The following is a 24,607-nucleotide window of genomic DNA, read 5'->3' as shown; positions in this document are numbered from 1 at the left end:
CGGCCGGGGGCGGGGCGGAGGCGGGCAGGGCGTTCTCGTTATCCACAAGGTTGTCCACAGGGGTGTCGGCTGTGGGGTAGCGCGGGAGAGCCTGCGCGGGTGGGTGAATTCGACGAGCTGACGCGGCTGGCCGCGACGCAGGGCGGGTTCGTGACGGCGGGGCAGGCGTTGCGGCTGGGCCTGGGCCGGGAGCGGATCCGGTACCTCGTCCGCTCCGGGCGATGGACGCGCGTCTCACGTGGCTGCTACCTGCCGTTTCCCGCCGTTCCGGCACCGGTGGCGCTACGACAGGCCGTGATCCGGGCGACGATTGCGAGCCTCGGGCCGGGCGCGGTCGCCGTGCTGGGCACCGCCGCCGAACTGCACGGCATCGCCGGCCTTCCGCAGACGGAGGCGATCCACGTCTCGGTGCCGCCGGATCGACCGCACGTGCAGCGGCGGGGGGAGCCCGGCCTGACCGTGCACCAGTTGACGCTCGCCGACGCGGACGTGTGCCGGGCCGGCGACATCCCGGCTACGACCCCGGCGCGCACGGTCGCCGACGTGTTGCTGCGGGCTCGGCGCTACCCGGCGGTGTGCGTTCTCGACTCCGCGCTCAACCAGGGGATCCTGGCCGAGAGCGACCTCTCTGGTGCTCGCGCACCTCACGGGACGCCGGGGGCGGTTGCCGCGCGGGGATTCCTGGCCGAGGCGGACGGCCGGGCCCCGCACCTGACGCCCGAGGCCGTCTACGCGGACCGCTTCCGGCAGAACCGCCTGGTGAACGCCGGTTGGCGGATCCTCCGCTTCACCTGGTCCGACACCCTGCGCCCCGACTACATCCCCCAGACGGTCAAACACGCCCTGAAGCGCCGGTGATCAAGGAGTTTGCGGACCTCGGCACGCGAATCTGAGACGCAAACTCCTTGATCGACGGGGAGGGGTGGGGTGGTCAGTAGGATGCCGGTCGTGCGCGTACTTCTTGTGGGTGGTGGTGGGCGGGAGCACGCTCTCGCGCTCGGGCTCGCCGGGGATCCGGCCGTCGAGGCACTTGTCGCGGCTCCGGGGAATCCGGGGATCGCGGCCGTGGCGCAGCTGCGGGAGGTGACACCCACCGACCCGGCAGCAGTGGCGGCCCTCGCCGTCGAGGTCGCGGCCGACCTGGTTGTCATCGGGCCGGAGGCGCCGCTGGTGGCGGGCGTCGCCGACGCGGTACGCGCCAAGGGCATCGCGGTGTTCGGCCCGAGCGCGGAGGCGGCCCGGCTGGAGGGCTCGAAGACGTTCGCCAAGGACGTGATGACCGCCGCCGGTGTGCCGACCGCACGCGCGTACACCTGCGAGGACGCGGGGGCCGTGGCGCACGCGCTGGACGAGTTCGGCGCACCGTACGTGGTGAAGGACGACGGGCTCGCCGCCGGCAAGGGAGTGGTGGTGACCGACGACCGGGCGGCCGCCGAGCGGCACGCGGCGGAGTGCGGCCGGGTGGTGATCGAGGAGTACCTGTCCGGTCCCGAGGTCTCCCTGTTCGTGGTGACCGACGGCGAGGCGGCCGTGCCGTTGCTGCCGGCGCAGGACTTCAAGCGGGTCGGCGACGGCGACACCGGGCCGAACACGGGCGGCATGGGCGCGTACGCGCCGCTGCCGTGGGCCCCGCCCGGCCTGGTCGACGACGTGATGCGCGACGTGGTGCACCCGACGCTGGCGGAGCTGCGCCGCCGGGGCACCCCGTTCGCCGGTCTGCTCTACGTGGGCCTGGCGATCACCCCGTCCGGCCCACGGGTGATCGAGTTCAACGCGCGCTTCGGCGACCCGGAGACGCAGGTGGTGCTCGCCCTGCTGGAGACGCCGCTGGGTGGGCTGCTGCACGCCGCCGCCGCCGGCACGCTGGGCGCGCACCCGCCGCTGCGCTGGCGCGACGGCGCGGCGGTCACCGTCGTGGTGGCGGCCGACGGCTACCCGGCGGGCCCGCGTACCGGTGATGTGATCACCGGCGCGGACCGCGCCGGGATCATCCACGCCGGCACCCGCCGGGACGCCGACGGCACGTTGCGCTCCGCGGGCGGCCGGGTCCTCTGCGGTACGGCGACCGGGCCGGATCTGGCCGCCGCGCGCGACGCCGCCTACGCCCTGGTACGCGACGTGGAGCTGGCCGGTTCCCACCACCGCACCGACATCGCCGCCGCGGCGGTCGGCGGACGGGTCACGATTCCCCGCTGATCCGGGCAACCCGGCCGGTCGCTTCCTCCGTTTGAAGGGGGAAGCGAGGAGGTGGCCGGGTTGCCGGTGGACATCGAGGGTTACCGCGCGTATGTCGTGGCGCGCATGGAGCCGCTGCGGCGTACCGCGTACCTGCTCTGCGGCGACTGGCACACCGCCGACGACCTGGTGTCGGCCGCGTTGCTCCGACTGCTCCGGCACTGGCGCCGGGTCTCTGCGATGGACGATCCCGACGCCTACGTCCGGCGGATACTGCTGCGCGTGTGGTTGGACGAGCGTCGCCGACCCTGGCGGCGGGAGCGCTCCTGGGCGGAGGTGCCGGACACCGGAGTCCACACCGTGTCGGAGGACAGCGCCGAACGTCTCAGCCTCCTCGCTCTGCTGGCCGAGCTGCCACCACGACGGCGAGCCGTCCTGGTGCTGCGCTACTTCTGCGACCTGTCGGTCGAGGAGACGGCGCGGGAACTCGGCTGCTCCCCGGGGACAGTGAAGAGCCAAGCCGCGCGAGCGCTCAAGACGCTGCGAGGCCGTCTGGAGGTGCGGACCGATGGATGAGCTGATGCGGGAACTGCGGGCGGCGACAGCGGAGGCGCCACCCAGCCGAATCGACCTGGACCGACTGATCACCACCTATCACCGGGATCGCCGGAGGCGTGGATGGATGACGGGTGGTGCCGTGGTGGCGGTGACGCTGGCGTCGGTGCTCGTCGCCCCGCCCGTCCTGCGGGGCCTGGGAGGAGGCGACCCGTCCTCGGGCCGCCCAGCCCCAGGATGGCCTGGGCCCGTCGGCTCTCCCACGACGCCCGCCTGCGCACCGGTGACGCCGAGGCCGAGTGGACCAACCGCGCCGATGCAGTCGGATCCGACGGTGCGGACGCTTCCCACCGAAGCGCCGGCGGCGGCCGTGCAGCGCCTGTCGGCGGAGTTGCGCGAGGCGTTGAAGAACGACGTGCCGTCCGGCGTCACCGTGCGCGGGGTCCTGCCCGGTTGCACCGCGCCGCAGTTCCAGTACGAGCGGAGCTACCGGGAGTACACCGCGGGCGGGCGACTGGCCACGGCCACCGAGCAGGGGCCCCTGCACGTCTCGGTCCGACCCACCGGGGCGGGCGAGCGGCTCGACTGCGAGCAGTACACCCTCGCCCGCGACCGTTGCACGACGACCGAGCTGCCCGACGGCGGTGCGCTGCTGGTCATCGAGACGCCGTACGGGGTGCCCGGGGTGGTGCAGCGCCAGGCGGTCGTGGCGCGGACGGACGGCACCACGGTGACGGTGACCACCAGCAACGCGGAGGTCGGTGCGAACCGCGAGCCGACCCGCGGGGCCCGGAATCCACTGCTCACCGTCGGTCAGTTGGCGGCTCTGGCGCAGGCACCAGGGCTGACGCTCTATCCGTGAATGATGTTCTCCCGCTCGGCGGACAGGGTGGCGGGCGGCCGGAGCCGGTAGCGGCTCGGATCAGGTCGATGTCGTGCGACGCCGGCCGGCCATCCGGTCGAGCACGTTCTCCGTGGCCCGCTCGATGCGCGGGTCACGGTGCCCCTGCCGGTCCAGTGCCATGGTCCAGCCCAGCGTGCCGCTGGCGAAGACCACAGCGCCGCGTGCCGTCTCGTGGACGTGGCTGTTCTGGACCCGCCGCCCGCCCTGCTGGGCCGGGTACGGCGACGAGCTGAGCGTGGTCCCGGCGGGCCGGGCGAGGGCGGTGTGCACCCCGTCCGCCTCGCCCGCGACCACACCCGGGATGCGGTCGCCGTCGGCCACGCCGGTGCCGGCCCACACCCAGTGGTCGGCGCCGCGCACCACGAGCGGCTGCGGGGTCAGCACGATGCCGTTGTACTGCACGCCGAGCAGCGCCTGCTCCGGCTGGTCGAGGTTGCGCCAGGTCAACGTCGGGTCGCTGCCGTCGGCACCCCGGCGGGGGTCGGTCTTGGCGCACTCGACGACCCGGTCGGGCCGGCCGTCGGCGGCGGGGTGGACGCGGGCGTGCCAGTAGACGCTGTTCGCGCCGAGGAACGCCAGGCTTGTGCCCCCGGCCAGGCCGACCTCGGTGGCGCGGCGCATCTCGGCCGACCAGTACTCGTCGTGCCCGCAGAACACCAGGCCCCGGTACCGGGCCGGGTCGAGCCGCCCGGAGTGCAGGTCGAAGCTGGTGGCGTAGGTGACGTCGTAGAGGTTGCGTTCCAGCCACCGGATCGCGTTCTCGTCGCGGTCGGAGTGGAAGGGCCGGCCGGCACCGGAGTAGGGACGGTCGAACGTGACAGCGCGGGCCCGCAGCTCGGGGTCGCGCCGCCCGTCGGGCCGGTAGCCGCCGTAGAGGCTCTTGCCGTTCCGCCGGTCGCGTGGCCACTGGTTGTACGCCTGCCAGGTGGTCACCGGCAGCACCACGCAGAGCGCGGCCGGACGCCTGTCGTCGCGCACCACGAACGGCGTGCACGCCCGCCAGCCGTCGGCCGAGGTGAAGACCGCCTGGTAGAGGCCGGAGGCCCAGCCGTGCGGGACGGACAGCCGCCAGGACACCGGCCACCGGCAGTCGAGCACGCCGGTGTCCGGGTCGGCGTCCGGCACGGGCTGCGGTACGCCGCGCAGCTCGGGGCTGGTCAGCATCGTGCGGGCGCCCGCGCCGCCGTACCAGCCGAGGCGGTGCACGCTGATCCGGAACCGGCCGGCCGGGTTGACCGCGACGTGGAACGTGATCTCCTCGCCGGGGGCGACGCTCGTCGTCGAGGCGTACCCCTGGATCTGGCGCCGCCGGTCGTCGGCGGCCTGGCCGTCGTCTTCCGGCCACCACGGCTCACCGGCGGCGCGGTTCTCCCGCTCGACCGGCGAGACCGGCGGGATCGGCAACCGGTTGGGTGAGTCGCCGGGCCGGCCGCCGAAGACCGGGTCGAGCGGGCCGAGGGCGGCGGCGGACGCGCCGCCGACGAGAAGGCCGAGAGCGGTACGACGCCGAAATCGGTCCATTGTGGCACACCCCGTCTCCCCGTTCGATCGGGGGAGACCGTAGCATCGGGAGGCACCGGCTGTCTGACCGATGTGGATCAGTCGAAGTAGCGGCGCAGCTCCCGGCTGAGCACCTTGCCGGTGGCGTTGCGCGGTAGGTACTTGACGAACACCACGTCGCGCGGCACGGAGAAGCGGGCCAGGTAGCGCCGGACGTACTCGCGGACCGCCTCCGGATCGAGCGTCTCGCCGGTGTGCAGCGCCAGGAACGCGGCCAGCCGCTGACCGTAGTCGGGGTCCGGTACGCCGATCACGGCGACCTCGCGGACCTGCGGCAGCCGGGCGATCAGATCCTCCACCTCGGACGGGAAGACGTTCTCGCCACCCGAGACGATCATGTCGTCGGCGCGGCCGTCGACGAAGAGGAGCCCGTCGGCGTTCAGCCGGCCCAGGTCCCCGGTGTCCAGCAGGCCGTCGCGGCTCTCCCGCCCGGCGCCGGACGTGTAGCCCTCGAACAGCATCTCGTTGCCCACGAAGATCCGCCCGACCTCGCCGTCGCGGACCGGGCGGCCGGTGCCGTCCAGGATGGCCAGCCGGGTGCCGTGCGGCGGGCGTCCCGCCGTGGTGGGCGCGGCACGAAGCTCGGCGGGGCCGGCGATGGAGGCCCAGGAGACCTCGGTCGAGCCGTAGAGGTTGTAGAGCACGTCGCCGTAGCGGTCCATGAACGCGGTGGCCAGGTTGCCGGGCAGCGCGGATCCGCTCACCGCCACCACTTTGAGCGGCGGCCGGGGCTGCGGCGGCGCGACCTCCATCAGCCGTTGGAGCATCACCGGTACGGCGAACATGGCGTCGCACCGCTGGGCGGTGAGCGCGGCGAGCGTGGCGGCCGGGTCGAAACGGCGGTGCAGCACCACTGTGGCGCGCAGCGCGAACGAGACCTGGAGCGCCGCGTACCCCCAGGTGTGGAAGACCGGCGCGGCGATCATCACGGTGTTCCGCGCGTGCAGCGGGATGCGGTCGATGATGGACACCAGCGGGCCGAAGCCGTGCGGGGTGGGCCGGCGGGCGCCCTTCGGCGCGCCGGTGGTGCCGGAGGTCAGCACTATGGTGCGGCCGTCGCGCTCCGGCGGCTGGAGCTTCTCGCCGGGCACGGCGGCGGCGATCAGCTCCTCCTGCCGCCGCTCGTCGACCCGGTACAGCTCGGGCGGGAGGCCGAGGACCCGTTCGGTGAACTCGCCGTCGTGCACCAGGACGCGCAGGCCCTGTTCCTCGGCCACCGTCACGAGTTGCGCGGCGGACAGCCCGGTGTTTACCAGGACGGCGTCCGCGCCGAGCAGCATCGCGGCGACTATCGCCTCGATCAGGCCGTGGTGGTTGCGGCAGAGCACGCCGACCCGGTCGCCGGTCCGCACGCCGAGGTGGGACCGCAGCGACCGGGCCAGCCGCTCGGAGCGGTCGAGCAGTTCCTGGTACGTCATGGTGGCGCCGCGCTCGTCGACCACCGCGACGCGGCCGGGGTCGCGGGCGGCGGCCTGGCGCAGCTCCCCGGCGAGGCTCCAGCCCCACCGGCGTAGCGCGTTCAGTTGGGAGACCACGCGGATCGGTCCGCCCGGGGCGAGTAGTCCACGTCGGGTCAGCGTGGCGGCGATGAACGGCAGGTCCAAGGCGCAACTCCTTCGCGTTCGTGGTTCGTCGACCAGGCTCCGGACGGTCTGCCGTCCGGTTCGGCGTGATCTTGTGCCCGATCGCGGTTCGGGTCGGCCCGGGAGCGGCGGCCCGGCCCGTGACGGCACGAGGCGTCGTCACGGGTCGGGCCGCGGCCCGCCGGCGGTCAGCGGATCTGCATCCCGGAGATGGCCCGGGAGATGACCAGCCGCTGGATCTCGGAGGTGCCCTCGAAGATGGTGTAGATCTTGGCGTCGCGGTACCACCGCTCGACCGGGTGGTCGCGCAGGAAGCCGGCGCCGCCGAGGAGCTGGACCGCCTTGTCGGTCACCGAGACGGCGACCTCGCCGGCCTTGAGCTTGGACATCGAGCCCTCGCCGGCGGTGAACGGCCGGTTGTTGCGGCCCATCCAGGACGCGCGCCAGACCAGCAGCCGGGCCGCGTCGATCTCCATCTTCATGTCGGCGAGCGCGAACGCTACCGCCTGGTTGGAGATGATCGGGCGTCCGAACTGGACCCGCTCCTTGGCGTAGTCCAGCGCGTACTCGTAGGCGGCGCGGGCCACGCCCAGCGCCTGCGCGCCGACTGTCGGGCGGGACAGCTCGAACGTCCGCATCGCCGCCTGGCCGGAGGCACGCTGCCCGGACCGGGCGCGGGCCAGCCGCTCGTCGAGCGCGTCCTTGCCGCCGAGCAGGCAGCGGCCGGGCACCCGGACGTCGTCGAGGAAGACGTCGGCGGTGTGCGAGGCGCGCAGGCCCAGCTTGCGCAGCTTGCGGGTCGCGGTCAGGCCGGGCGTGCCAGGGGGTACGACGAACGCGGCCTGCCCGCGCGAGCCCAGCTCGGGCTCGATCGAGGCGGTGACCACGTGCACCCCGGCGATACCGCCGTTGGTGGCGTACGCCTTCTGCCCGTTGAGCACCCACTCGTCGGTGGCCTCGTCGTAGACGGCGCGGGTACGCATCGACCCGACGTCGGAGCCGGCCTCCGGCTCGCTCGTGCAGAACGCGGCGACGGCCGGGGAGTCGACGTCGCCGAAGCACTGCGGCACCCATTCGACGAGCTGGTCGGGGGTGCCGGCGCCGTAGATCGCGGCGACCGCGAGGGAGGTTCCGAAGATGCTCAGGCCGATGCCGGCGTCACCCCAGAAGAGTTCCTCGCTGGCGATCGGCAGGGAGAGGCCGGTGGGGTCGGCCCAGCAGGTGGCGAGGAACTCGAACCCGTACAGGCCGACCTTCGCGGCCTCCTGGATGATCGGCCAGGGGGTTTCCTCCCGGGCGTCCCACTCGGCCGCGGCCGGGCGCACGACCTCGGCGGCGAAGCCGTGCACCCAGTCGCGAAGGTCCCGCTGTTCCTCGTTCAGGTCGAGCGAGAACTCGGCCATGTCAGGCCTTGGGGATGTCGAACAGGTTGGCGATGTTGGCGGCCAGGCCCAGGTCGCCCTTGGCCTTCAGCTTGCCGGTCATGAACATCATCACCGGGTTGGCGCCGCCGGTGATGATCTTCAGGAACTCGACCGGGCCCATGGTGAGGCTCAGCTTCGGGTCGCGGGTCGGGGTCTCCGAGGCGGTGCAGGTGCCGTTCTCGATGACGACCTCGTAGGTGTCGGTGCCACCGTCCGGGCGGCCGGTGATGTTCCAGTGGATGACCGCGTTGGTGGCGCCGGCACGGTCGGCACGGAACAGCGCGGGCATCCGGTTGAAGACCTCGCTGAGGATCTTGCCGCGCGACTCGCCGGACATGATCTCGGCGATCTTGGCGTCCGGCGTGGACTTGACCAGCTGCGCGAACTCCTTCGGGCCGACGTTCGCGAAGTTGGCGGGGTCGAAGTCAGTCATGGGGGATTGCACCTCTCGGGCGGGGCCATTTTGGTTACTCTGGCGTAACCTTACGCACGGGTAGGTATGCTCGCAAGGGTGTCCAGCACGCCGACCTTCAAGCGCCTCCCCCGGGCCGTACGCGAGCAGCAGATGCTCGACGCGGCGGTGAAGGTGTTCTCCCGCCGCGGCTTCCACGCCGCCAGCATGGACGAGATCGCCGACGACGCCGGCATCTCCAAGCCGATGGTGTACGCCTATCTCGGCACCAAGGAGGAACTCTTCATCGCCTGCCTGCACCGGGAGAGCACCCGGATGATGGAGGCGATCGCCGGCGCCGCCGCCCCCGACCTGCCCGCCGACGAGCGGCTCTGGCGCGGGCTGCGCGCGTTCTTCGGCTTCGTCGGCGCACACCGGGACGGCTGGGCGGTGCTCTACCGGCAGGCGCGCGGCTCCCAGCCGTTCGCCGCCGAACTCGCCGCCATGCGCGGCCGGCTGGTCGAGGTGGTCGCCGGGATGCTCGACCACGCGCTGCGCGCGTCCGGCCGTGAGATCGGCGCCACCGACCTGGAGGTGGTCGCGTACGGGCTGGTCGGCGCCAGTGAGTCGCTCGCCGACTGGCTGGCCGACCACCCCGAGGCCGACGCCGGGAAGACCGCCACGCGGATGATGAACGTGGCCTGGCTCGGCGCCGACCAGCTCCTGCGCGGCGTCACCTGGCACCCACCCGCCGCTGTGTAAGGAAGGGCCCCTTCTTAACGCCTCCGGTAGAGGAAGGGCCCCTTGTTAACAGTCGCGCCGGGCGGCGGCCCGCCGGTGCGCCCGCCGCCGGCCCCAGCGGACGGCCTCGAACAGGCCGGTGACCGCGAGCGAGATGGCGACCCCGGCGAGGAGCCCGGAGACGGGGTTGTGCTCGAACGCCAGGCCGCCGAAGTAGCCGAGCAGCCCGCAGTAGATCCCCCAGGTGACACACGCCAGGCCGTCGTACAGGAAGAACGTGCGTAACGGGTAGCGGACCGCACCCATGGTCAGCGTGACGGCGGTGCGACCGCCGGGGACGTACCGGGCGGTGGTCAGGATCATCCCGCCGCGCCTGTCGACGGCCCGGCGGGCCCACTCCGAGCCGGCCCGCCGCCTGCTGTCCGCCGGGAAGCGGGCCAGCCGGTTCGCGCCGCCGCCCCGGCCGATCGCGTACGAGATGTGATCGCCGAGGAGCGCGCCGAACGCGGCGGTCACGATCACCAGCACCAGGTTCGGCTCGCCGCCCGCCGCGAAGACGCCGGCCGTGATCACCACCGTCTCGCCGGGCACCGCCGGGAAGAACGCGTCGATCGCGGTGACCGCGATGATCAGCAGATACACCCACGGCGAGGTCACCGTGTGGTGCAGCAGGTCGAGCACGTCCCCCATGCACCCATGCTCGGGGGTGCGGTGTTAAGCAGGGGCCCTTCCCATACAAAAGGCGTTAACAAGGGGCCCTTCCTTCTCCTCGGCCGTGGGCCCGCGCGACGTGAGCACCACAGGTGCCCCCAGCGCCTCCGAGACCGCCGCCGGCCAGTCGGCCGGTGACTCGTCCAGCACCGGTCGAGCCCGCAGCAACTGCTCGGTGAGCGCCGCCTGCCGGTCCAGGTCACCGGCCGGGCCGGGAACGAGCTGGTCCAGGCCGTCGTACCGGCGGCAGATCCGCAGCTCGGGCCCGGCCAGGTCGAGGTGGGTGAGCGCCAGCCCGTCGACGCCACCGGCGACCTCCAGCGCGTACCGGTGGGCGACCGCGTCGAAGTGCCCGAACCGGAACCGGCCCTGCCACGGGTTCGTCCCGTTGTGCCGGTCGCGGAACGGCAGCGCCGCGTCCTCGGTGACCAGCGGCCCGGGACCGTGCCGGGTGGTGGTCGTCCGCAGCACGCCGAGCCGCTGCGCGGCCCCGGCCATGCCCGCCTCGGCGAGCAGCGTCTCGGCGTTGGCGAACGTCGTGGTGCTCCACGTCGTGTACGGGTGGAAGCCGTGCCACTCGTCCAGCAGCACCCCCTGCGCGCCCTCGAACACGCAGGTGCCCTCGCGCAGGGCGGATGCCAGCCAGGACCGGTCGACGATCGCCACCCGGCGCGCGAAGGCCGCGTACGCGGGCAGGCAGTCCTCCACCGGCGGCGCGTCGAGCGGTCCCAGCTCGGCGGTGAGCCGGTCGCGCAGCGCGGCCAGCCGGCGGCGCAGCACCGCCGGGCGGCGGCAGTCCGCCACCCGGGGCGCCTCGTCGGGGTGGGCGAGGCCGTACGCGACCGCCTCGCCCACCCCCAGCCCGCAGGAGCCGTGCCGGTCGGCTCCCCGGGCGATCTCCCGGGCCCGGTTGGCGGCCCGGTGGTACGGGGTGGCGAGCAGCGCCTCCCCGTCCACAGTCAGCCGGTCGAGCGCGTCTGGCACGCCGACCGACGCGAGGTGGTCGGCCTCGGCGGCCAGCGCCAGCGGGTCCACCACGACGTGCCGCGCCAGGTGCGTCCGTACGCCCGGACGGAACGTCCCGGCGCCGAACTGCGCGAACGTGTGGTGCCGCCCGTCGCGCAGGACGACGTTGTGCGCCGCCTGCGCGCCCCCGTTGAAGCGGATGACCGTGTGCACCTGCCGGGTGGCGCAGAGCAGGTCCACCACTGTGCCCTTGCCGGCGTCGCCGTAGCCGAGGTCGACCACCATCACGTGGTTCACAGCCGGGTGACCCCGCTTCCGCCGTCGGCCGGGCTGAACGGCAGCGTCGCCACCGCGCGCCGCCCGGAGCCGACCTGGGCGAGTGCCTTCGAGACGGTCCGGGTGGCCGTCGAGCCGGCCCGGTCCAGGTCGCGCAGCCCGGCGTCCAGGTCGATGGCCTGCTCGCCGAGGCCGACGGTGAGCGCGATCGTCTCGCAGACCGCGTCCAGGTCGTCCAGCTCGACCGCGTTCTGCCCGAGCAGGCCGCGCCAGAAGTCCAGCACCTTGCGGTTGCCCGCGTAGTGGCTGCCGGCCGGGAGCAGGTAGTAGGTGTCCCAGCGCGCGGTCACCTCGTCCACGATCTGCCGGACCGGCATGTCCTCGCGCAGGTCGTCGCCGATCAGCCGGGCCACCTCAGCGGCCTTCACCGCCGGGTACGCCAGTTCGTCGCCGATGATGAACAGGTAGCCGCGCCGGCCGCGCTTGTCCCAGCTGTCGGTGGCTGTGTGCCGGGCCATGAAGTAGAGCGCCAGCTCGTACGACTCCATCATCTGGCCGCCTCCGCCGCCCTCCAGCACGATCCGGCCGAGGTCGTCGTCCATCCGGTTGTCGGACTCGAACTGCCCGACCTGCAACGGCACCCGGTCGCAGGTGGCGTCGCCGATCGCGCCGAACATGACCTGCGGGTCCTTCGCGTACCCCTGGCGCAGCAGCAGGCCGAGCAGCTGCGGCAGCTTGCTCTGCAGCACCCGGGGCACGTGCCCCATCGAGCCGGTGACGTCGAACAGCACGGCGATCGGCGTCGACTGGGGGTGTTCGGCGGAGTCGCGGCTCTCCCGCAGCGCGTCGCGCGGGTCGAGCGCCGGGTGCACCTTGCGGGCGCCGCTGTCGCTGTACGAGAACGCGCTCTTGCCGGTGCGGCGCCGGTAGCGGTCGGCGGCGTCGTACACGTCGGTGGACCAGATTCCACTGCCCATGGCAGCCTCCCTAGGGGTTGAGGGTGAAGGGTCGGAAGGTGCGCGGCCCGTACAGCCGGTGCAGCACCTCGTCGAGTTCGCGCAGCAGCCGCCACGCGTCGTCGGGCCGGGTGGCGAGCGCAGTGCCCTGACAGCCGTCGGCGAAGGCGCGCAGCTCGCGCGGCGCGCGGTCGCCCATCAGCCAGGTCATGCAGCGGGCGGCCATCGCGATGTCGGTGCCCGGCCCGCACTGCCGCTTCGCGGCGACCTCCGGCGGATACCAGTCCTCGTGGCCGGGCACGAGTGCCGGCACGAGCCCGCCCGGCTCGGCCGAGAAGCACCAGTCGACGAGCACCAGGCCGTGCGCGTCCGGCTCGATGAGCACGTGCCGGGGCAGCACCGCGCCGTGCACCACGCCGGCCCGGTGGGCCAGGCCGAGCGCCACGAGCAGCCGCCGCCACATCCAGGCCGCGTCGCGCGGGTCCAGCCCGTCGGGGTACGCGCGGCGCACGTCGTCCAGGCTGCGCAGCCCGGGTACGGTGGCCAGCTCGTTGACCTGCCGTTGCACGCCGGTCGACGGGTCGCGCGCCGGGTAGGAGTCGACGAGCCGGGGCACGTACGCGAGGTGCTTGGCGTCGCCGCGCTCGGCGATCCGGCGCAACGCGCGCGCCTCGCGGGCCATCAGGTCGTTGTCGCCGGGGTGCCGGCACACCTTGGCCAGGTGATAAGAAGGGGCCCCTCCTCTACCGGAGGCGTTAACAGGGGGCCCTTCCTTGCGGTCGTGCAGGGTGGCGACGTCGCCGGTGTACGCGGGGGCGGGGGTGCGCCACCGGGTGGTGACGGTGACCAGCGCTTCGGCGGCGGCGGCGCGTACCCGGGGGTCGGCCGCGCCCAGCCGGTCGGGGTGCAGCGCGCCGACCAGTTCGCGGTAGCGGCGGGCCGGCTCCCGCGTGCCGAACAGGTCGGCGTCGGTACGCGCGGCCGTGACCAGCCGGATCGCCTCCTCGGTCCTCACCGCACCGTCTCCTCCCGGGCGGGGCGCAGCAGCGCCGGGTGCAGCAGCCGGGCGTCTCCGGCGCGGTAGAGCTTGGCCCGGGGGCCGCCGCGCGCGCCGCCGCGTTCGGTGCTGGCGCCGGTGCTCTCCACGAAGCCGGGCACCGAGAGCACCTTGCGGTGGAAGTTGCCGGCGTGCAGCGGGTGGCCCCAGACCGTCTCGTAGACCTCGCGCAGCTCGGTGACCGTGAACTCGGGGGCGAGGAACCGGGTGGCCAGCGGCGTGTACTCCAGCTTGGAGCGGGCGCGCTCCAGGCCGTCGTCGATGATCCGGCCGTGGTCGAAGGCGAGCTGCCGGCTGGTCAGCGCGGTCACCGGCAGCCAGATCGCGTCGTCGGCGTCGGTGTCGGCGACGGGATCGGGCAGGTCGGGGGCGAACGCCAGGTGCGCGACCGAGACCACACGCATGCGAGGGTCGCGGTCGGGGGCGCCGTAGCTGCCGAGCTGTTCGAGGTGCACGCGGCGCAGCCGCTCGCCGCCGAGGCCGGTCTCCTCGGCCAGCTCGCGCCGGGCACCCGTGGCCAGGTCCTCGTCCGGCTGGACGAAGCCGCCGGGCAGCGCCCAGTGCCCCTCGTAGGGCGGCGCGCCGCGACGGATCAGCAGCAGGTGCAGCGCGCCCTCGCGGATGGTCAGCGCAACCACGTCGACGGTGACCGCGACCGCCGGGTAGTCCCGGGGGTCGTATCCGGCGAGGAAGTCCTGCTCGTCCACGGCGACTCACTCTCTCAGGTTGAGAACAACTCAATCTGAGAACAACTTAGCGCCGAAAAGAGGGGACGGCAAGTCCCCTCTTTCGCTCAGCGCACCGAACCGACCAGGTGCGGCCTTCCGTCCCGGGCGCTGTGCAGCGCGAACTCCCAGCCCGCGCCGGCCGCCGAGGCGCTGAACGCGACAGTGGACGGCAGCGGCACCGGCAGCTTGAACGACACGTCCACCGTGTACGCCTCGGGCAGTCTGGGCGCCAGCGCGGCCAGGCAGCGGGCCTTGCTCCACATGCCGTGCGCGATCGGGCGCGGGAAGCCGAACAGCCGCGCGCCCACCTTCGAGGTGTGGATCGGGTTGTGGTCGCCGGAGACGCGCGCGTAGTCGGTACCCACCCGGGGCGTCACCCGCCACCGGGCCGAGGAGGCCGGCGGCGCCGGGCGGTCACCCCTGTCGCGCCGCGGGCCGCCGCTGGCGGCGCGCTCCTTCCCGAGGTACGTGGACACGCCGCGCCAGACCTCCTCGCCGCCGATCGACCCGATCAGCACCACGTCGAGCTGGCGGCCCCGCTCGTGCGGGCGCAGGTTCTCCGCGTACGTGTGGAAGTCGACGCGCTCGCCGGCCTCGACCGGGCGGTGGACGGTGATCCGGTTGGCCACGTGCACCACGCCGGTGAGCGGGATGGGGAAGCCGGGGCTCGTCATCAGCCGCAGCGACAGCGGAAACCCGAGCACGTGCAGGTACGTCGCCGGCAGCCGGTCGGTCAGCCGGAACCCGCACACCCGGTCGTAGTCCGCCAGGTGCCGCTGATCCACAGCGACCCCCGAGACACCCAGCTCAAGCCCCGGCACGTCCGCCCCGGGCCGACCTCCGACCCCCGGCACCACCCCGAGCAGCGCACGCCGGTAAAGCGCCCCACTCGCAGGCAACCGCTCCAGCTCCACCCGTCGCCGCCCTGCCCCCTCACCCCGGCGATCATGAGGTTGGCTGCCTTGTGGATCTCCAGAAGTGCCGTCAACTTCATGATCGCCGGAAGCCGGGCGGGTCTGGGCGAGGGCGGCGGCGCGGGCCGACGTCAGGTCGCGGGTGGGGCCCTCGATCAGGTCGTGCAGGCTCAGGTCGTCCTCGTGATCCTGTGCCATCACGCCCCCAGCAGGCTCTGGCCGCAGACCCGGACCACGTTGCCGCTCACCGCGCCGGTCGCCGGCCAGGAGAGCCAGCCGATCGTCTCGGCCACGTCCACCGGCAGGCCGCCCTGGGCCATGCTGTTCATCCGGCGGCCCGCCTCCCGGATGGTCAACGGGATGCGCGCGGTCAGCCGGGTCTCGATGAAGCCCGGCGCGACAGCGTTCAGGCTGATCCCGCGCTCGCCCAGCACCGGGGAGAGCGAGTCGACCAGGCCGATCACGCCGGCCTTGCTGGTCGCGTAGTTGGTCTGCCCCCGGTTGCCGGCGATCCCGGCGATCGACGAGACCGACACGATCCGGCCGCCGGCCGGGATCAGGTCGCGCTCCAGCAGCACGTCGTTGATCCGCTCCTGACTGGACAGGTTCACGTCGATCACCGAGTCCCACCGGTCGGCGTCCATCCGGCCCAGCGTCTTGTCCCGGGTGATGCCCGCGTTGTGCACCACCACGTCGACCCGGCCGTGCCGGGACGCCAGGTGCTCCGCCAGCCGGGTCGGCGCATCAGGCGCGGTCAGGTCGAGCTGCACCGCGCTGCCGCCGATGTCGTTCGCGACGGCGGCCAGTTCGTCCCCGGCCGCCGGGATGTCCAGCGCCACCACCTGGGCGCCGTCGCGGGCCAGCACCTTCGCCAGCGCCGCGCCGATGCCCCGGGCCGCGCCGGTCACCAGCACCACCTGCCCGTCGAGCGGCCGGTCCCAGTCGGCCGGCGCGACGGCGGTGCCGGTGCCGACCCGGATCACCTGGCCAGAGACGTACGCGGACCGGCCGGAGAGCAGGAACCGCAGCGTGGACTCCAGGCTCACCGGGGTGCCGGCGTCACCCTCGCGGGTCACGTACACCAGCTGGGCGGTCACGCCCCGGCCGAACTCCTTGCCGATGCTGCGGGTCAGGCCCTCCAGCGCGCGCTGGGCGGTAGCCTCCCGGGGAGAGCCGCACTCGGCCGGCGGCGTGCCTAGCACGATCACCCGGCCGCTCGGCAGCAGCGAGCGGGCCTGCGGGTGGAAGAAGTCGTAGAGCTGGCGCAGCCCGGTGGAGTCGGTGATGCCGCTGGCGTCGTACACCAGGGCCGCGAAGCGGCGGTCGGCGTCGTGGGCGGCGACCGGGTCGGCCAGCTCGACCCCGGCGGCGGTCAGGATCTTTCCGGCCGGCTCGGCGATCCGGCCACCGGCCGAGGAGCCGAGCAGGACCGGCCCGGGAACGAGCGGGTCGCCGGGCGTGTGCCGGCGCAGTCGGGGCGGGTCGGGCAGCCCGAGGCGCTTGACCAGCGCGCGACCGGCCCCCGTCTGGACGAAGCTCGCGTACCTGTCGGTCATAGGCGTAGCCTACTGGCGAGTAGGGTTCGGGCAACAGTTTCGAGGGAGGCCGATCGTGCAGAGTGTCCGGCGGGTCGCGGTCATCGGGGGCAACCGCATCCCCTTCGCGCGGTCCAACTCGCGCTACGCGCACGCGTCGAACGCCGACATGCTCGGTGCGGCGCTCGACGGGCTGGTGGCCCGGTTCGGGCTCGCCGGCGAGCGGGTCGGCGAGGTGGTGGCCGGCGCGGTGCTCAAGCACTCCCGCGACTTCAACCTCACCCGTGAGGTGGTGCTCGGCTCCCGGCTCGACCCGCACACCCCCGCGTACGACATCCAGCAGGCCTGCGGCACCGGGCTGGAGGCCGCCATCCTGGTCGCCAACAAGATCGCCCTCGGGCAGATCGAGGTCGGCATCGCCGGCGGCGTCGACACCACCTCGGACGCGCCGCTCGCCGTCAACGAGGACATGCGGCGCACCCTGCTCCAGCTCAACTCGGCCCGTACGCTCGGCGAACGGCTCAAGGTCGCGGCGAAGCTGCGCCCGCACCAGCCGTTCAAGCCGGAGATCCCGCGCAACGCCGAACCGCGCACCGGGCTGTCGATGGGTGAGCACGCGGCCCGCACCGCGCTGCGCTGGAACGTCGACCGGACCGCGCAGGACGAACTGGCGCTGCGCTCGCACCAGCGGCTCGCCGCCGCGTACGACAAGGGGTTCTTCGACGACCTGATGACCCCCTACCTGGGGCTTACCCGCGACCAGAACCTGCGGCCGGACAGCAGCCTGGAGAAGCTCGGCTCGCTCAAGCCGGTCTTCGGCGCCTCCGGCGCGGACGCCGAGCGGGCCACCATGACCGCCGGCAACTCATCGCCGCTCACCGACGGCGCGTCCACCGTGCTGCTCGCCTCCGAGGAGTGGGCCAAGGCGCACAACCTGCCGGTGCTGGCCTGGTTCTCCTGGTCCGAGACCGCCGCCGTCGACTTCGTGCACGGCGACGAGGGCCTGCTGATGGCCCCCGCGTACGCGGTGCCCCGGATGCTCGCCCGGGCCGGGCTGAGCCTCCAGGACTTCGACTTCTACGAGATCCACGAGGCGTTCGCCTCGCAGGTGCTCGCCACGCTGGCCGCCTGGGAGTCGCCGGAGTTCTGCAAGGAGCGCCTCGGCCTGGACGCCCCGCTCGGCTCGATCGACAGGGACAAGCTCAACGTCAACGGGTCGTCGCTGGCGGCCGGGCACCCGTTCGCCGCCACCGGCGGCCGGATCGTCGCCACGCTCGCCAAGCTGCTCGACCAGAAGGGGAGCGGGCGCGGCCTGATCTCCATCTGCGCGGCCGGCGGGCAGGGCGTGACAGCCATCCTGGAGCGCTGACGGCGACGCCCGCCCGGCGAGCGGCCGGGCGGGCGTCGGACGTCGTGACGGCTCAGCCGCCGACTGTGAACTTCTCCCAGAGACCGATCGTGGCCCGGTTGGCGATCAGCGGGTTGGTGCCGACGTTGTCGGCGCTGACGTACTTGCTGTTGATCGTCGCCTTGAGGCTGGTGGTGCCGTCCGCGTTGCGGGTCACTGTGAACTTCTCCCACGCGCCCGCGCTGGTGCGGTTGGCGATGAGCGGGTTGAGGCCGACGTTGTCAGCGCAGACGAAGCGGCTGTTGGCGTGCGAGAAGACGCCCACCTGCCCGGAACCCAGATCCGCGAGGTCGAACGTCTCCCACGGGCCGGCGGTGTCGCGGTTGGCGATCAGCGGCTTCGCGCCGGCGCTCTCCGCGCTGACGTACCTGCTGTTGACGGCGGCCTTGAGCGTGCGGTTCGAGTCGGCGACGTTCACCCGGTAGAACTTCTCCCGGTTGTTGATGATGGGCGCGAGAGCGGTCAGCGCGGTGCTCGACGAGACACCCACGTAGCTGCCACCGTCCGACCGGAGGCTGATCGTGCCGTCGGCGTTGCGGAGCAGCTCGAACGTCGAGTTCGAGCCCACCGCCGCGAAGAGCGGCCGAATGCTGTCGCCGCCGTTGTTCAGGTACTTGCCGGTGGCGCGGGAGAGGAGCGCGATCCGCCCGTTGCCGGCGTCCATCAGGTCGAACTGGCTGCCCGCACCCATCGTCGCCTGGTCGGCCTGCACGTTCGATCCGGCGGTGGACGCGTTCGCGAAGCGCAGGTTGTGCAGCGACAGCAGCCCGATCGATCCGGTCCGGGGCAGCACGCTCACGCCCTGGCCGAGCGTGGTGCCGACCCGGTCGTCGCTGCCGGAGACCTTGACCGAGACGGTGAAGGTGCCGGTCCTCGTGTAGGCGCGGGAGGCGACCGGCTTGTCCTGGGTCACCACCGTGCCGTCGCCGAAGTCGAACACGTACGTGGTCAGCGGGACGTACCCGGGGGTCGACGCGGAGGCGTCGAGCGTGACCGAGGAGGTGTCCGCGTCGTACCTGACATCGAGGACGGCGTACGGGTTGCCGAGCAGTTCCGTGGGGCCGCGGTCGGCGTACGGGACCGGACCCGCGCCGGTGTTCGGCGTGGCCGGATTGTCCGCCCGGCCCGCGCCGGTGCGGTCCGTGGCCGGGTAGCCGGGCGCGGCCGAGTTCGCCGAGTCCTCCCGGTCGCCCGGCCCGCTGCCCTCCTTGTCGTGGGCGGCCTGCCCGGACACCTCCCGGAAGCGGGTCAACCCCATCCGGGTTCCGTTCCAGGAGTAGTTCGACGAACCAGGGATGAAGCTGCCGTGCACGGTGTTGTTGTAGTCCACTGTCACCCGCCGGCCCGAGTCGTCGTAGAGCCCGATCTCGGCGGTCTGCTCGGCCGTGCTGTCGCAGTAGGGATCGTTCTGGGCGCCACTGCTGAACAGGACGTTGTTCTGCAGCGACGCGCCGTCCGACGCGCCGTCGACGCGGACGCTCTCGAAGCAGCGGTCCCGGACCTCGTTGTTGGTGATCGCGGTGCGGGCGGCCCCGTTGTTGTGGATGCCGACGCCCTTGCCGCCGGACACCTGGTTGTTCACCACCCTCGTGTCGGCGGCACCCGGCCCGAGCAGGATGCCGGCGCCGGTGAACCCGCCGATGATGTTTCCGTACACCTCGTTGCCCGGCCCGTCGACCCGGATGGCGACGCCGCGCTCGGCCGCGTTGTCGACGACGTTGCTGGTCACGCTCGCGGCCCGGACGGTCACATCGGTCGTCGTGGCGTCGAGGGTCACCCCGGTGACCCCGGTGCCTCCGTTGATCTTGCTCGTCGAGAGGACCGACCGGGTGACCCCGGCGAACCGGACGACAGGCGTGGCGGACGGACCGGCCATGGTGAACGACCCGCCCTGCACCGTAATGGCGCTGGAGTCCCGCAGGTCGAGGCCGGGCACGTCGGCGAGCGCCGTCATCCACAGGTCGCGGAGCACGACGTCGTGCTGCCCGTCGACCAGCACCCCGGCCTCCGGCCCGCTGATGCGGCCGTTGCTGCCGGCGGTGTTGCGGATGGTGACGGGCTGGTCGGGCGTGCCGGAGCGGGCGACCGTCACGCGCTCGGCGTAGGTGCCGGCGCCGATGTCGACCGTCTGCCCGGCCTCGACCCGGGCCACCGCCGGACCGATCGAGCAGAACGGCGCGGCCTCGGTGCCGGGGCCGGTGTCGGAGCACGCGGCCGAGCTCTGCCGGACGTAGAGCGTCGTCGCGTCGGCTGCCTGGGCCGGTGCGGCCAGCGGCAGCAGGGAGCCGCCGGCCAGTGCGGCCACGGTCAGCCCGCTCAGGGACAATCTGCGCATCTGGTTATCCCCCGTGGAGAAAGGAACGGTCGGGCTCGATCCTCGTCCGGCGGCCCCGGCACGGCTGTCCCGCCTGACATATCGGATCGGCCGGATCATGAGCAGCGGCGGAGATCGGTGACGGTCGCCGGCAACCCGGCCGGCACCCCGTTCCGTCCCCTGGGCATGAGGCGAACGAGGGACGGCACTCCGTGACCGGGCGCGACGAGGAGTTCCGCGACTACGTGACCGCGCGGCTGGAGCCGCTGCGCCGGACGGCGTACCTGCTCTGCCGGGACTGGCACACGGCGGACGACCTGGTGTCGATCACGTTGAGCAAGCTCTACCGCAACTGGGCCCGGGCGCTCGGCGCGGACAACCTCGACGCGTACGTGCGGGGGATCCTCACCAACGCGTGGCTGGACGAACGGCGCCGGCCGTGGCGGCGGGAGCGCAGCACGGACGAGGTGCCGGACCGGGCTGACCTGGCTGCGGCGGAACCGGCGGTCGGTGAGCGGGAGATGCTGCTGGAGCTGTTGGGCCGGCTCGCGCCCAGGCGACGGGCGGTCGTGGTGCTCCGGTTCTACTGCGACCTGTCGGTCGAGGAGACCGCGCAGATCCTGGGCGTCAGCACCGGCACCGTGAAGAGTCAGGCCGCCCGTGCGCTGGAGACGCTGCGGCTGCTCGCCTCGCACCATCCGGCAGTGGAGAACGGGAGGCAGAGATGACGTACCGGCAGATCTTCGACGAGGCGATCGGCGCCGCGCCGCCGACGACGGTGGACGTGGACGCCCTGGTGGCGCGGGAGGGACGGCGCCGGCGGCGGCGGGTGGGGGCGTACGCCTCGGCGACAGCGGTGCTGGCGCTGGCGCTCGGCGCCGGCGTGGTCGTGCAGCCGGGAGCATCCGGTGGCCCGGCACCCGCCTCCTCGGCCGCGTCCGCCACCGCGCGGACCCACCCGGAGCGCCTGCGGACGGCGATGCTGGCCGCGCTCGACCGGGAGGCGCCGGGCCTGCGGTGGGTTCGGGGCGCCGCGGCCACCGACCCGGAGACCTGGGGCGGCCCGCTGACCGACGCGCCGCAGTGGTCGGTGCAGCCGCTGCGCTGGGAGTCGATGACGGGCTGGTTCGGGGTGGGTGTCGCCGCCCGGGGCGGGGTCCGGTCGTACCTGACCATCGACGTGGGAAGGCCGCTCCCCGGTCAGGCGAGCGGTCCGGACGAGTGCGAGGACAGCATGGTCAACTGCCGCTCGTTCACCGGGCCGGACGGCGAGCGGGTGGTGACGTTCGACGTGCGGGGCTTCCGTGCGCCGCCCACGTCCGGGCGGAAGCCGATCAACGTGCGGTTCGTGATCGTGAAGCGGACCGACGGCACCCGGGTGAGCGTGCAGACGAACTCGTTCACCGAGCGGCACCTCCTGACCGCCGGGGAGATGGCCGCCGTCGCGCTGGACCGGAAGATCCGGCTGGGCTGAGGGCGTCCCCGGTCCGGCCTGCCCACAGGCCGGACCGGGGACCGGCGACGCCGGGGCCCACCCCGGCGTCATGAAAGACTGAGGTACGTGACGACGATCCCGAACGTGCTCGCCAACCGGTACGCCTCGCCCGAACTGGTCGCCCTCTGGTCGCCGGAGGAGAAGGTCCGGATGGAGCGCCGGCTCTGGCTGGCGGTGCTCAAGGCCCAGCGTGATCTCGGCGTGCCGGTGCCGGACGGGGTGGTCGAGGCGTACGAGCGCGTGGTCGACCAGGTCGACCTGGCCTCGATCGCGGCGCGCGAGCGGGTCACCCGGCACGACGTGAAGGCCCGGATCGAGGAGTTCAGCGCGCTCGCCGGGCACGAGCACGTGCACAAGGGGATGACCTCCCGCGACCTCACCGAGAACGTCGAGCAGCTCCAGATCCGGGCCTCGCTGGAGCTGATCCGGGACCGGGTGGTCGCCACGCTGGCCCGGCTGGGATGGCACGCGGGCGAGTACTCCGCGCTGGTGATGACCGGCCGGTCGCACAACGTCGCCGCGCAGGCCACCACGCTGGGCAAGCGCTTCGCGTCGGCGGCCGAGGAGCTGCTCATCGCGTACGAGCGGCTGGAGGATCTGATCGGCTGGTTCCCGCTGCGGGGGATCAAGGGACCGGTGGGCACCGCCGCCGACCAGCTCGACCTGTTCGACGGCGACGCCGGCAAGGTGGCCGAGCTGGAGCGCCGGGTGGCCGAGCACCTGGGGTTCAGCCGGGTGCTGGACAGCGTCGGCCAGGTCTACCCGCGTTCGATCGACATGGCGGTCGTCGCCGCGCTGGCCCAGGTGGCCGCCGCGCCGTCGTCGCTGGCGACCACGATCCGGCTCATGGTGGGCCAGGAGCTGGTCACCGAGGGCTTCAAGCCGGGCCAGGTCGGTTCCAGCGCGATGCCGCACAAGATGAACACGCGCTCGTCGGAGCGGGTGAACGGCTTCGCGGTGATCATCAGGGGTTACCTGTCGATGGTCGGCGAGCTGGCCGGTGACCAGTGGAACGAGGGTGACGTCTCCTGCTCGGTGGTGCGCCGGGTCGCGCTGCCCGATGCGTTCTTCGCCGCCGACGGGCTGTTCCAGACGTTCCTCACCGTGCTGGACGAGTTCGGCCCGTACCCGGCGGTGATCAACCGGGAGCTGGAGCGTTTCCTGCCGTTCCTCGCCACCACGAAGATCCTCGTGGCCGCCGTGCGCCGGGGTGTCGGCCGGGAGGTCGCGCACGAGGTGATCAAGGAGCACGCGGTCGCCGTGGCGCTGGCCATGCGGGAGAAGGGCGCGGCCGAGAACGACCTGTTCGACCGCCTGGCCACCGACGGCCGGCTGGGCCTGACCCGGGCCGAGATCGACACCCTGGTCGCCGACCGCAACGCCTTCGTGGGCGCCGCCACCGACCAGGTGAACCGCGTGACGGCGAGAATCACCAGGGTGGTGGAAACCCACCCCGAGGCCGCCACCTACTCCCCGCCCCCCATCCTCTGACCGCCCGCCTTCCCTCGGTGATCAAGGAGTTTGTGTCCTGTACGGGGCGCCGCAGTGACACAAACTCCCTGATCAACCGGGGTGGCGAGGATCCGTCAGGTGCCGGTGGGGGTTTCGGCGGCGGAGCTCAGGTTGGGGGCGGACGCGGGTTCGGCGATGCCGCCCGGCGCGGAGGCGATCTCCGGGTCGTGGGCGGTCTCGGCCGCGATCGCCGGCTGGTCCGGCGGCATCACGTCGGGCGTCTTCGGCGCGACGATCACCGCCGTGCCGTACGCGCAGATCTCCATCCACATCTCGCCGCAGTCGCGGCTGTCGAAGCGCATGCCGATCACCGCGTTCGCGCCCAGGCGGCGGGCCTCCTCGCCGAGGCGGGCCACCGAGTCGGTGCGCCAGCGGGTCAGGTTGTCCGGCGCCAACGGGTCGTAGGCGCCACCGCGCAGGTTCTTGACCCCCTCGCGGTACGGGTTGCGGGTCCTCGCCATCGAGGAGACCACCTCGCCGAGGATCTGGCGGATCTCGTAGCCGGGCAGTTGATCCGTCGTCACGACCAGCACACTTCCGATGCTGTCAGCCCTCGGCCGGGTGGTTCGTGACCTGTGTTCAGCTGATCGGATGCTGAAAAACGACGCGGCGCGGACGCCCGGGCCGCACCCGGCCGATCCGCGCCGCACCGGCATCAACCGTCAGACACCGGCCGTCGAGGTGATCCAGGACCGGTTGTACGCGACACTGCCGTAGTTCTGGATGCTCTGGCCGTCGGCGGTGGAGGCGACGCCGACCTGCCGGCCGTTGTAGAACTGCGGGCCGCCCGAGTCGCCCCGCCACGCGTTGCCGTTGACCCGGGTGCTCCGGATCGCCTGGCCGCCGTACGCGTCGGTGACGCTGGTGCTGGTCACCCGTACGCTGGCGGTCTTGAGCTGGGGCGACGCGCCGCAGCCGCTGTAGCAGGTCATGCCCCAGCCGTAGATGGTGTTGGTGGAGCCGACCGGCGGGTTGCTGGTGGCCAGCGACACGGCGGAGGTGCTGACCGTGCTGGACAGGCGCAGCAGGGCCAGGTCGTAGCGGGTGTAGGAGGCGCTCACGGTGCGGGTGACGCCGCCCGAGGCGTAGTAGACGCTGCCGACGCGGACCGACATGGTGCCGCTGACGCAGTGCCGGGCGGTGAGCACCCACTGGGGCGCGATCACGCTGCCGGAGCAGGTGAACGAGCCGTTGCTGAAGACGGCGGCGGCCCACGGCGCCGACGAGACGGTGCCGCCGCCGATGATCGGCTGCGGGCCGGCCGGCGCGGCGGTGGCGCCGGAGGCGGTGGCCAGGACGCCGGCCAGCGCGGTGGTCAGCACGGCGAGCAGGGGACGGAGGCGCATGTCGGGGCTCCTTCTGCGCAGGCGCCCGGGGTTGCCGGGCAGGGGGTGACACCCGC

The 24,607-nt window shown here is 73.0% G+C and carries 23 protein-coding genes; 9 read left to right on the top strand and 14 right to left on the bottom strand.

Going from position 1 to position 24,607, the window contains the following annotated elements; genetic code table 11:
• Positions 1-99: 99 nt before the first annotated feature.
• The 4 genes from AB0D28_RS12670 (at position 100) to AB0D28_RS12655 (ending at position 3,592) form a co-directional block, all read left to right on the top strand.
• Entirely contained in the window at positions 100-858 is a 759-nt protein-coding gene (locus AB0D28_RS12670; protein WP_357385159.1) for a type IV toxin-antitoxin system AbiEi family antitoxin domain-containing protein, read from the top strand.
• A gap of 90 nt (positions 859-948) precedes the next feature.
• Positions 949-2,196 (top strand): phosphoribosylamine--glycine ligase, encoded by a 1,248-nt coding sequence (gene purD, locus AB0D28_RS12665; RefSeq protein WP_357385156.1) that lies wholly within the window; start codon positions 949-951, stop codon positions 2,194-2,196.
• Positions 2,197-2,256: 60 nt separating this feature from the next.
• Complete coding sequence (locus AB0D28_RS12660) at positions 2,257-2,751, top strand: SigE family RNA polymerase sigma factor (protein WP_357385324.1); 495 nt, start codon at positions 2,257-2,259, stop codon at positions 2,749-2,751.
• Positions 2,752-3,064: 313 nt separating this feature from the next.
• A complete protein-coding gene (locus AB0D28_RS12655; RefSeq protein ID WP_357385154.1) occupies positions 3,065-3,592 on the top strand; it encodes a hypothetical protein in 528 nt (175 codons plus the stop codon).
• Between the two features lie 60 nt (positions 3,593-3,652).
• Here AB0D28_RS12655 and AB0D28_RS12650 read toward each other — a convergent pair whose 3' ends face one another.
• The 4 genes from AB0D28_RS12650 to AB0D28_RS12635 all read right to left on the bottom strand — a co-directional run bounded on the left by AB0D28_RS12650 (position 3,653) and on the right by AB0D28_RS12635 (position 8,634).
• On the bottom strand, positions 3,653-5,155 hold the full coding sequence (locus tag AB0D28_RS12650; RefSeq protein WP_357385152.1) for a N,N-dimethylformamidase beta subunit family domain-containing protein: 1,503 nt from the start codon (positions 5,153-5,155) through the stop codon (positions 3,653-3,655).
• 77 nt (positions 5,156-5,232) lie between these two features.
• On the bottom strand, positions 5,233-6,798 hold the full coding sequence (locus AB0D28_RS12645; RefSeq protein ID WP_357385150.1) for an AMP-binding protein: 1,566 nt from the start codon (positions 6,796-6,798) through the stop codon (positions 5,233-5,235).
• 167 nt (positions 6,799-6,965) lie between these two features.
• Positions 6,966-8,180: an acyl-CoA dehydrogenase family protein gene (locus AB0D28_RS12640; protein WP_357385148.1), complete on the bottom strand. Its 1,215-nt coding sequence runs from the start codon at positions 8,178-8,180 to the stop codon at positions 6,966-6,968.
• 1 nt (position 8,181) lies between these two features.
• Positions 8,182-8,634: an SCP2 sterol-binding domain-containing protein gene (locus AB0D28_RS12635; RefSeq protein WP_357385146.1), complete on the bottom strand. Its 453-nt coding sequence runs from the start codon at positions 8,632-8,634 to the stop codon at positions 8,182-8,184.
• A 78-nt stretch (positions 8,635-8,712) separates the two neighbouring features.
• Here AB0D28_RS12635 and AB0D28_RS12630 point away from each other — a divergent pair, with 78 nt between their 5' ends.
• The gene (locus tag AB0D28_RS12630) at positions 8,713-9,354 is read left to right on the top strand and encodes a TetR/AcrR family transcriptional regulator (RefSeq protein ID WP_357385144.1); all 642 of its coding nucleotides are present in this window, start codon (positions 8,713-8,715) and stop codon (positions 9,352-9,354) included.
• Positions 9,355-9,399: 45 nt separating this feature from the next.
• On the opposite strand, the gene AB0D28_RS12625 is transcribed toward AB0D28_RS12630, so the two are convergent.
• The 7 genes from AB0D28_RS12625 to AB0D28_RS12595 all read right to left on the bottom strand — a co-directional run bounded on the left by AB0D28_RS12625 (position 9,400) and on the right by AB0D28_RS12595 (position 16,497).
• Complete coding sequence (locus AB0D28_RS12625) at positions 9,400-10,023, bottom strand: DedA family protein (RefSeq protein ID WP_357385142.1); 624 nt, start codon at positions 10,021-10,023, stop codon at positions 9,400-9,402.
• A gap of 24 nt (positions 10,024-10,047) precedes the next feature.
• The gene (locus AB0D28_RS12620) at positions 10,048-11,307 is read right to left on the bottom strand and encodes an adenylosuccinate synthetase (RefSeq protein ID WP_357385140.1); all 1,260 of its coding nucleotides are present in this window, start codon (positions 11,305-11,307) and stop codon (positions 10,048-10,050) included.
• Complete coding sequence (locus AB0D28_RS12615) at positions 11,304-12,263, bottom strand: hypothetical protein (protein ID WP_357385138.1); 960 nt, start codon at positions 12,261-12,263, stop codon at positions 11,304-11,306. The genes AB0D28_RS12620 and AB0D28_RS12615 overlap by 4 nt, the downstream gene beginning before the upstream one ends.
• 10 nt (positions 12,264-12,273) lie before the next feature.
• Positions 12,274-13,257 (bottom strand): serine/threonine protein kinase, encoded by a 984-nt coding sequence (locus AB0D28_RS12610; protein ID WP_357385136.1) that lies wholly within the window; start codon positions 13,255-13,257, stop codon positions 12,274-12,276.
• Complete coding sequence (locus tag AB0D28_RS12605; protein WP_357385134.1) at positions 13,254-14,006, bottom strand: NUDIX domain-containing protein; 753 nt, start codon at positions 14,004-14,006, stop codon at positions 13,254-13,256. The genes AB0D28_RS12610 and AB0D28_RS12605 overlap by 4 nt, the downstream gene beginning before the upstream one ends.
• 86 nt (positions 14,007-14,092) lie before the next feature.
• On the bottom strand, positions 14,093-15,139 hold the full coding sequence (locus AB0D28_RS12600; RefSeq protein ID WP_357385322.1) for a MaoC/PaaZ C-terminal domain-containing protein: 1,047 nt from the start codon (positions 15,137-15,139) through the stop codon (positions 14,093-14,095).
• On the bottom strand, positions 15,139-16,497 hold the full coding sequence (locus AB0D28_RS12595) for a 3-oxoacyl-ACP reductase (protein WP_357385132.1): 1,359 nt from the start codon (positions 16,495-16,497) through the stop codon (positions 15,139-15,141). Before AB0D28_RS12595 ends, AB0D28_RS12600 begins: the two co-directional genes overlap by 1 nt.
• A 55-nt stretch (positions 16,498-16,552) precedes the next feature.
• Here AB0D28_RS12595 and AB0D28_RS12590 point away from each other — a divergent pair, with 55 nt between their 5' ends.
• Positions 16,553-17,845 (top strand): acetyl-CoA C-acetyltransferase, encoded by a 1,293-nt coding sequence (locus AB0D28_RS12590; RefSeq protein WP_357385130.1) that lies wholly within the window; start codon positions 16,553-16,555, stop codon positions 17,843-17,845.
• A 52-nt stretch (positions 17,846-17,897) separates the two neighbouring features.
• On the opposite strand, the gene AB0D28_RS12585 is transcribed toward AB0D28_RS12590, so the two are convergent.
• Positions 17,898-20,219 carry a PKD domain-containing protein gene (locus tag AB0D28_RS12585; protein WP_357385128.1) on the bottom strand — a complete coding sequence of 774 codons (2,322 nt, stop codon included), beginning with the start codon at positions 20,217-20,219 and terminating at the stop codon, positions 17,898-17,900.
• A 191-nt stretch (positions 20,220-20,410) separates the two neighbouring features.
• Between AB0D28_RS12585 and AB0D28_RS12580 the strand changes: the two genes are divergently transcribed.
• The 3 genes from AB0D28_RS12580 to purB all read left to right on the top strand — a co-directional run bounded on the left by AB0D28_RS12580 (position 20,411) and on the right by purB (position 23,184).
• A complete protein-coding gene (locus tag AB0D28_RS12580) occupies positions 20,411-20,926 on the top strand; it encodes a SigE family RNA polymerase sigma factor (protein ID WP_357385126.1) in 516 nt (171 codons plus the stop codon).
• The gene (locus AB0D28_RS12575; protein WP_357385124.1) at positions 20,923-21,672 is read left to right on the top strand and encodes a hypothetical protein; all 750 of its coding nucleotides are present in this window, start codon (positions 20,923-20,925) and stop codon (positions 21,670-21,672) included. The genes AB0D28_RS12580 and AB0D28_RS12575 overlap by 4 nt, the downstream gene beginning before the upstream one ends.
• Before the next feature lie 87 nt (positions 21,673-21,759).
• Positions 21,760-23,184, top strand: a complete 1,425-nt coding sequence (purB, locus tag AB0D28_RS12570; RefSeq protein WP_357385122.1) for an adenylosuccinate lyase — start codon at positions 21,760-21,762, stop codon at positions 23,182-23,184.
• A gap of 95 nt (positions 23,185-23,279) precedes the next feature.
• Here the strand turns inward: purB and AB0D28_RS12565 are convergent, their stop codons facing one another.
• Together AB0D28_RS12565 and AB0D28_RS12560 are read right to left on the bottom strand one after the other, a co-directional pair.
• Complete coding sequence (locus tag AB0D28_RS12565; RefSeq protein WP_357385120.1) at positions 23,280-23,861, bottom strand: YbjQ family protein; 582 nt, start codon at positions 23,859-23,861, stop codon at positions 23,280-23,282.
• A 6-nt stretch (positions 23,862-23,867) separates the two neighbouring features.
• Complete coding sequence (locus tag AB0D28_RS12560) at positions 23,868-24,551, bottom strand: trypsin-like serine protease (protein WP_357385118.1); 684 nt, start codon at positions 24,549-24,551, stop codon at positions 23,868-23,870.
• Between the last annotated feature and the right edge of the window lie 56 nt (positions 24,552-24,607).

Source organism: Micromonospora sp. NPDC048169, from assembly GCF_040652815.1.
In the GTDB taxonomy this organism is placed as follows: Bacteria; Actinomycetota; Actinomycetes; order Mycobacteriales; family Micromonosporaceae; genus Micromonospora.
Note: the sequence above shows the minus strand (reverse complement) of the source record. Positions and strands in the feature narration are given on the sequence as shown.

Excerpts from the sequence above, each read along its gene's own strand:
- AB0D28_RS12650 (WP_357385152.1), bottom strand. The coding sequence starts at position 5,155 with ATGGACCGATTTCGGCGTCGTACCGCTCTCGGCCTTCTCGTCGGCGGC.
- AB0D28_RS12640 (WP_357385148.1), bottom strand. The coding sequence starts at position 8,180 with ATGGCCGAGTTCTCGCTCGACCTGAACGAGGAACAGCGGGACCTTCGC.
- AB0D28_RS12635 (WP_357385146.1), bottom strand. The coding sequence starts at position 8,634 with ATGACTGACTTCGACCCCGCCAACTTCGCGAACGTCGGCCCGAAGGAG.
- AB0D28_RS12625 (WP_357385142.1), bottom strand. The coding sequence starts at position 10,023 with ATGGGGGACGTGCTCGACCTGCTGCACCACACGGTGACCTCGCCGTGG.
- AB0D28_RS12615 (WP_357385138.1), bottom strand. The coding sequence starts at position 12,263 with ATGGGCAGTGGAATCTGGTCCACCGACGTGTACGACGCCGCCGACCGC.
- AB0D28_RS12600 (WP_357385322.1), bottom strand. The coding sequence starts at position 15,139 with ATGGCACAGGATCACGAGGACGACCTGAGCCTGCACGACCTGATCGAG.
- AB0D28_RS12595 (WP_357385132.1), bottom strand. The coding sequence starts at position 16,497 with ATGACCGACAGGTACGCGAGCTTCGTCCAGACGGGGGCCGGTCGCGCG.
- AB0D28_RS12585 (WP_357385128.1), bottom strand. The coding sequence starts at position 20,219 with ATGCGCAGATTGTCCCTGAGCGGGCTGACCGTGGCCGCACTGGCCGGC.
- AB0D28_RS12575 (WP_357385124.1), top strand. The coding sequence starts at position 20,923 with ATGACGTACCGGCAGATCTTCGACGAGGCGATCGGCGCCGCGCCGCCG.
- AB0D28_RS12565 (WP_357385120.1), bottom strand. The coding sequence starts at position 23,861 with ATGCCGGTGCGGCGCGGATCGGCCGGGTGCGGCCCGGGCGTCCGCGCC.
- AB0D28_RS12560 (WP_357385118.1), bottom strand. The coding sequence starts at position 24,551 with ATGCGCCTCCGTCCCCTGCTCGCCGTGCTGACCACCGCGCTGGCCGGC.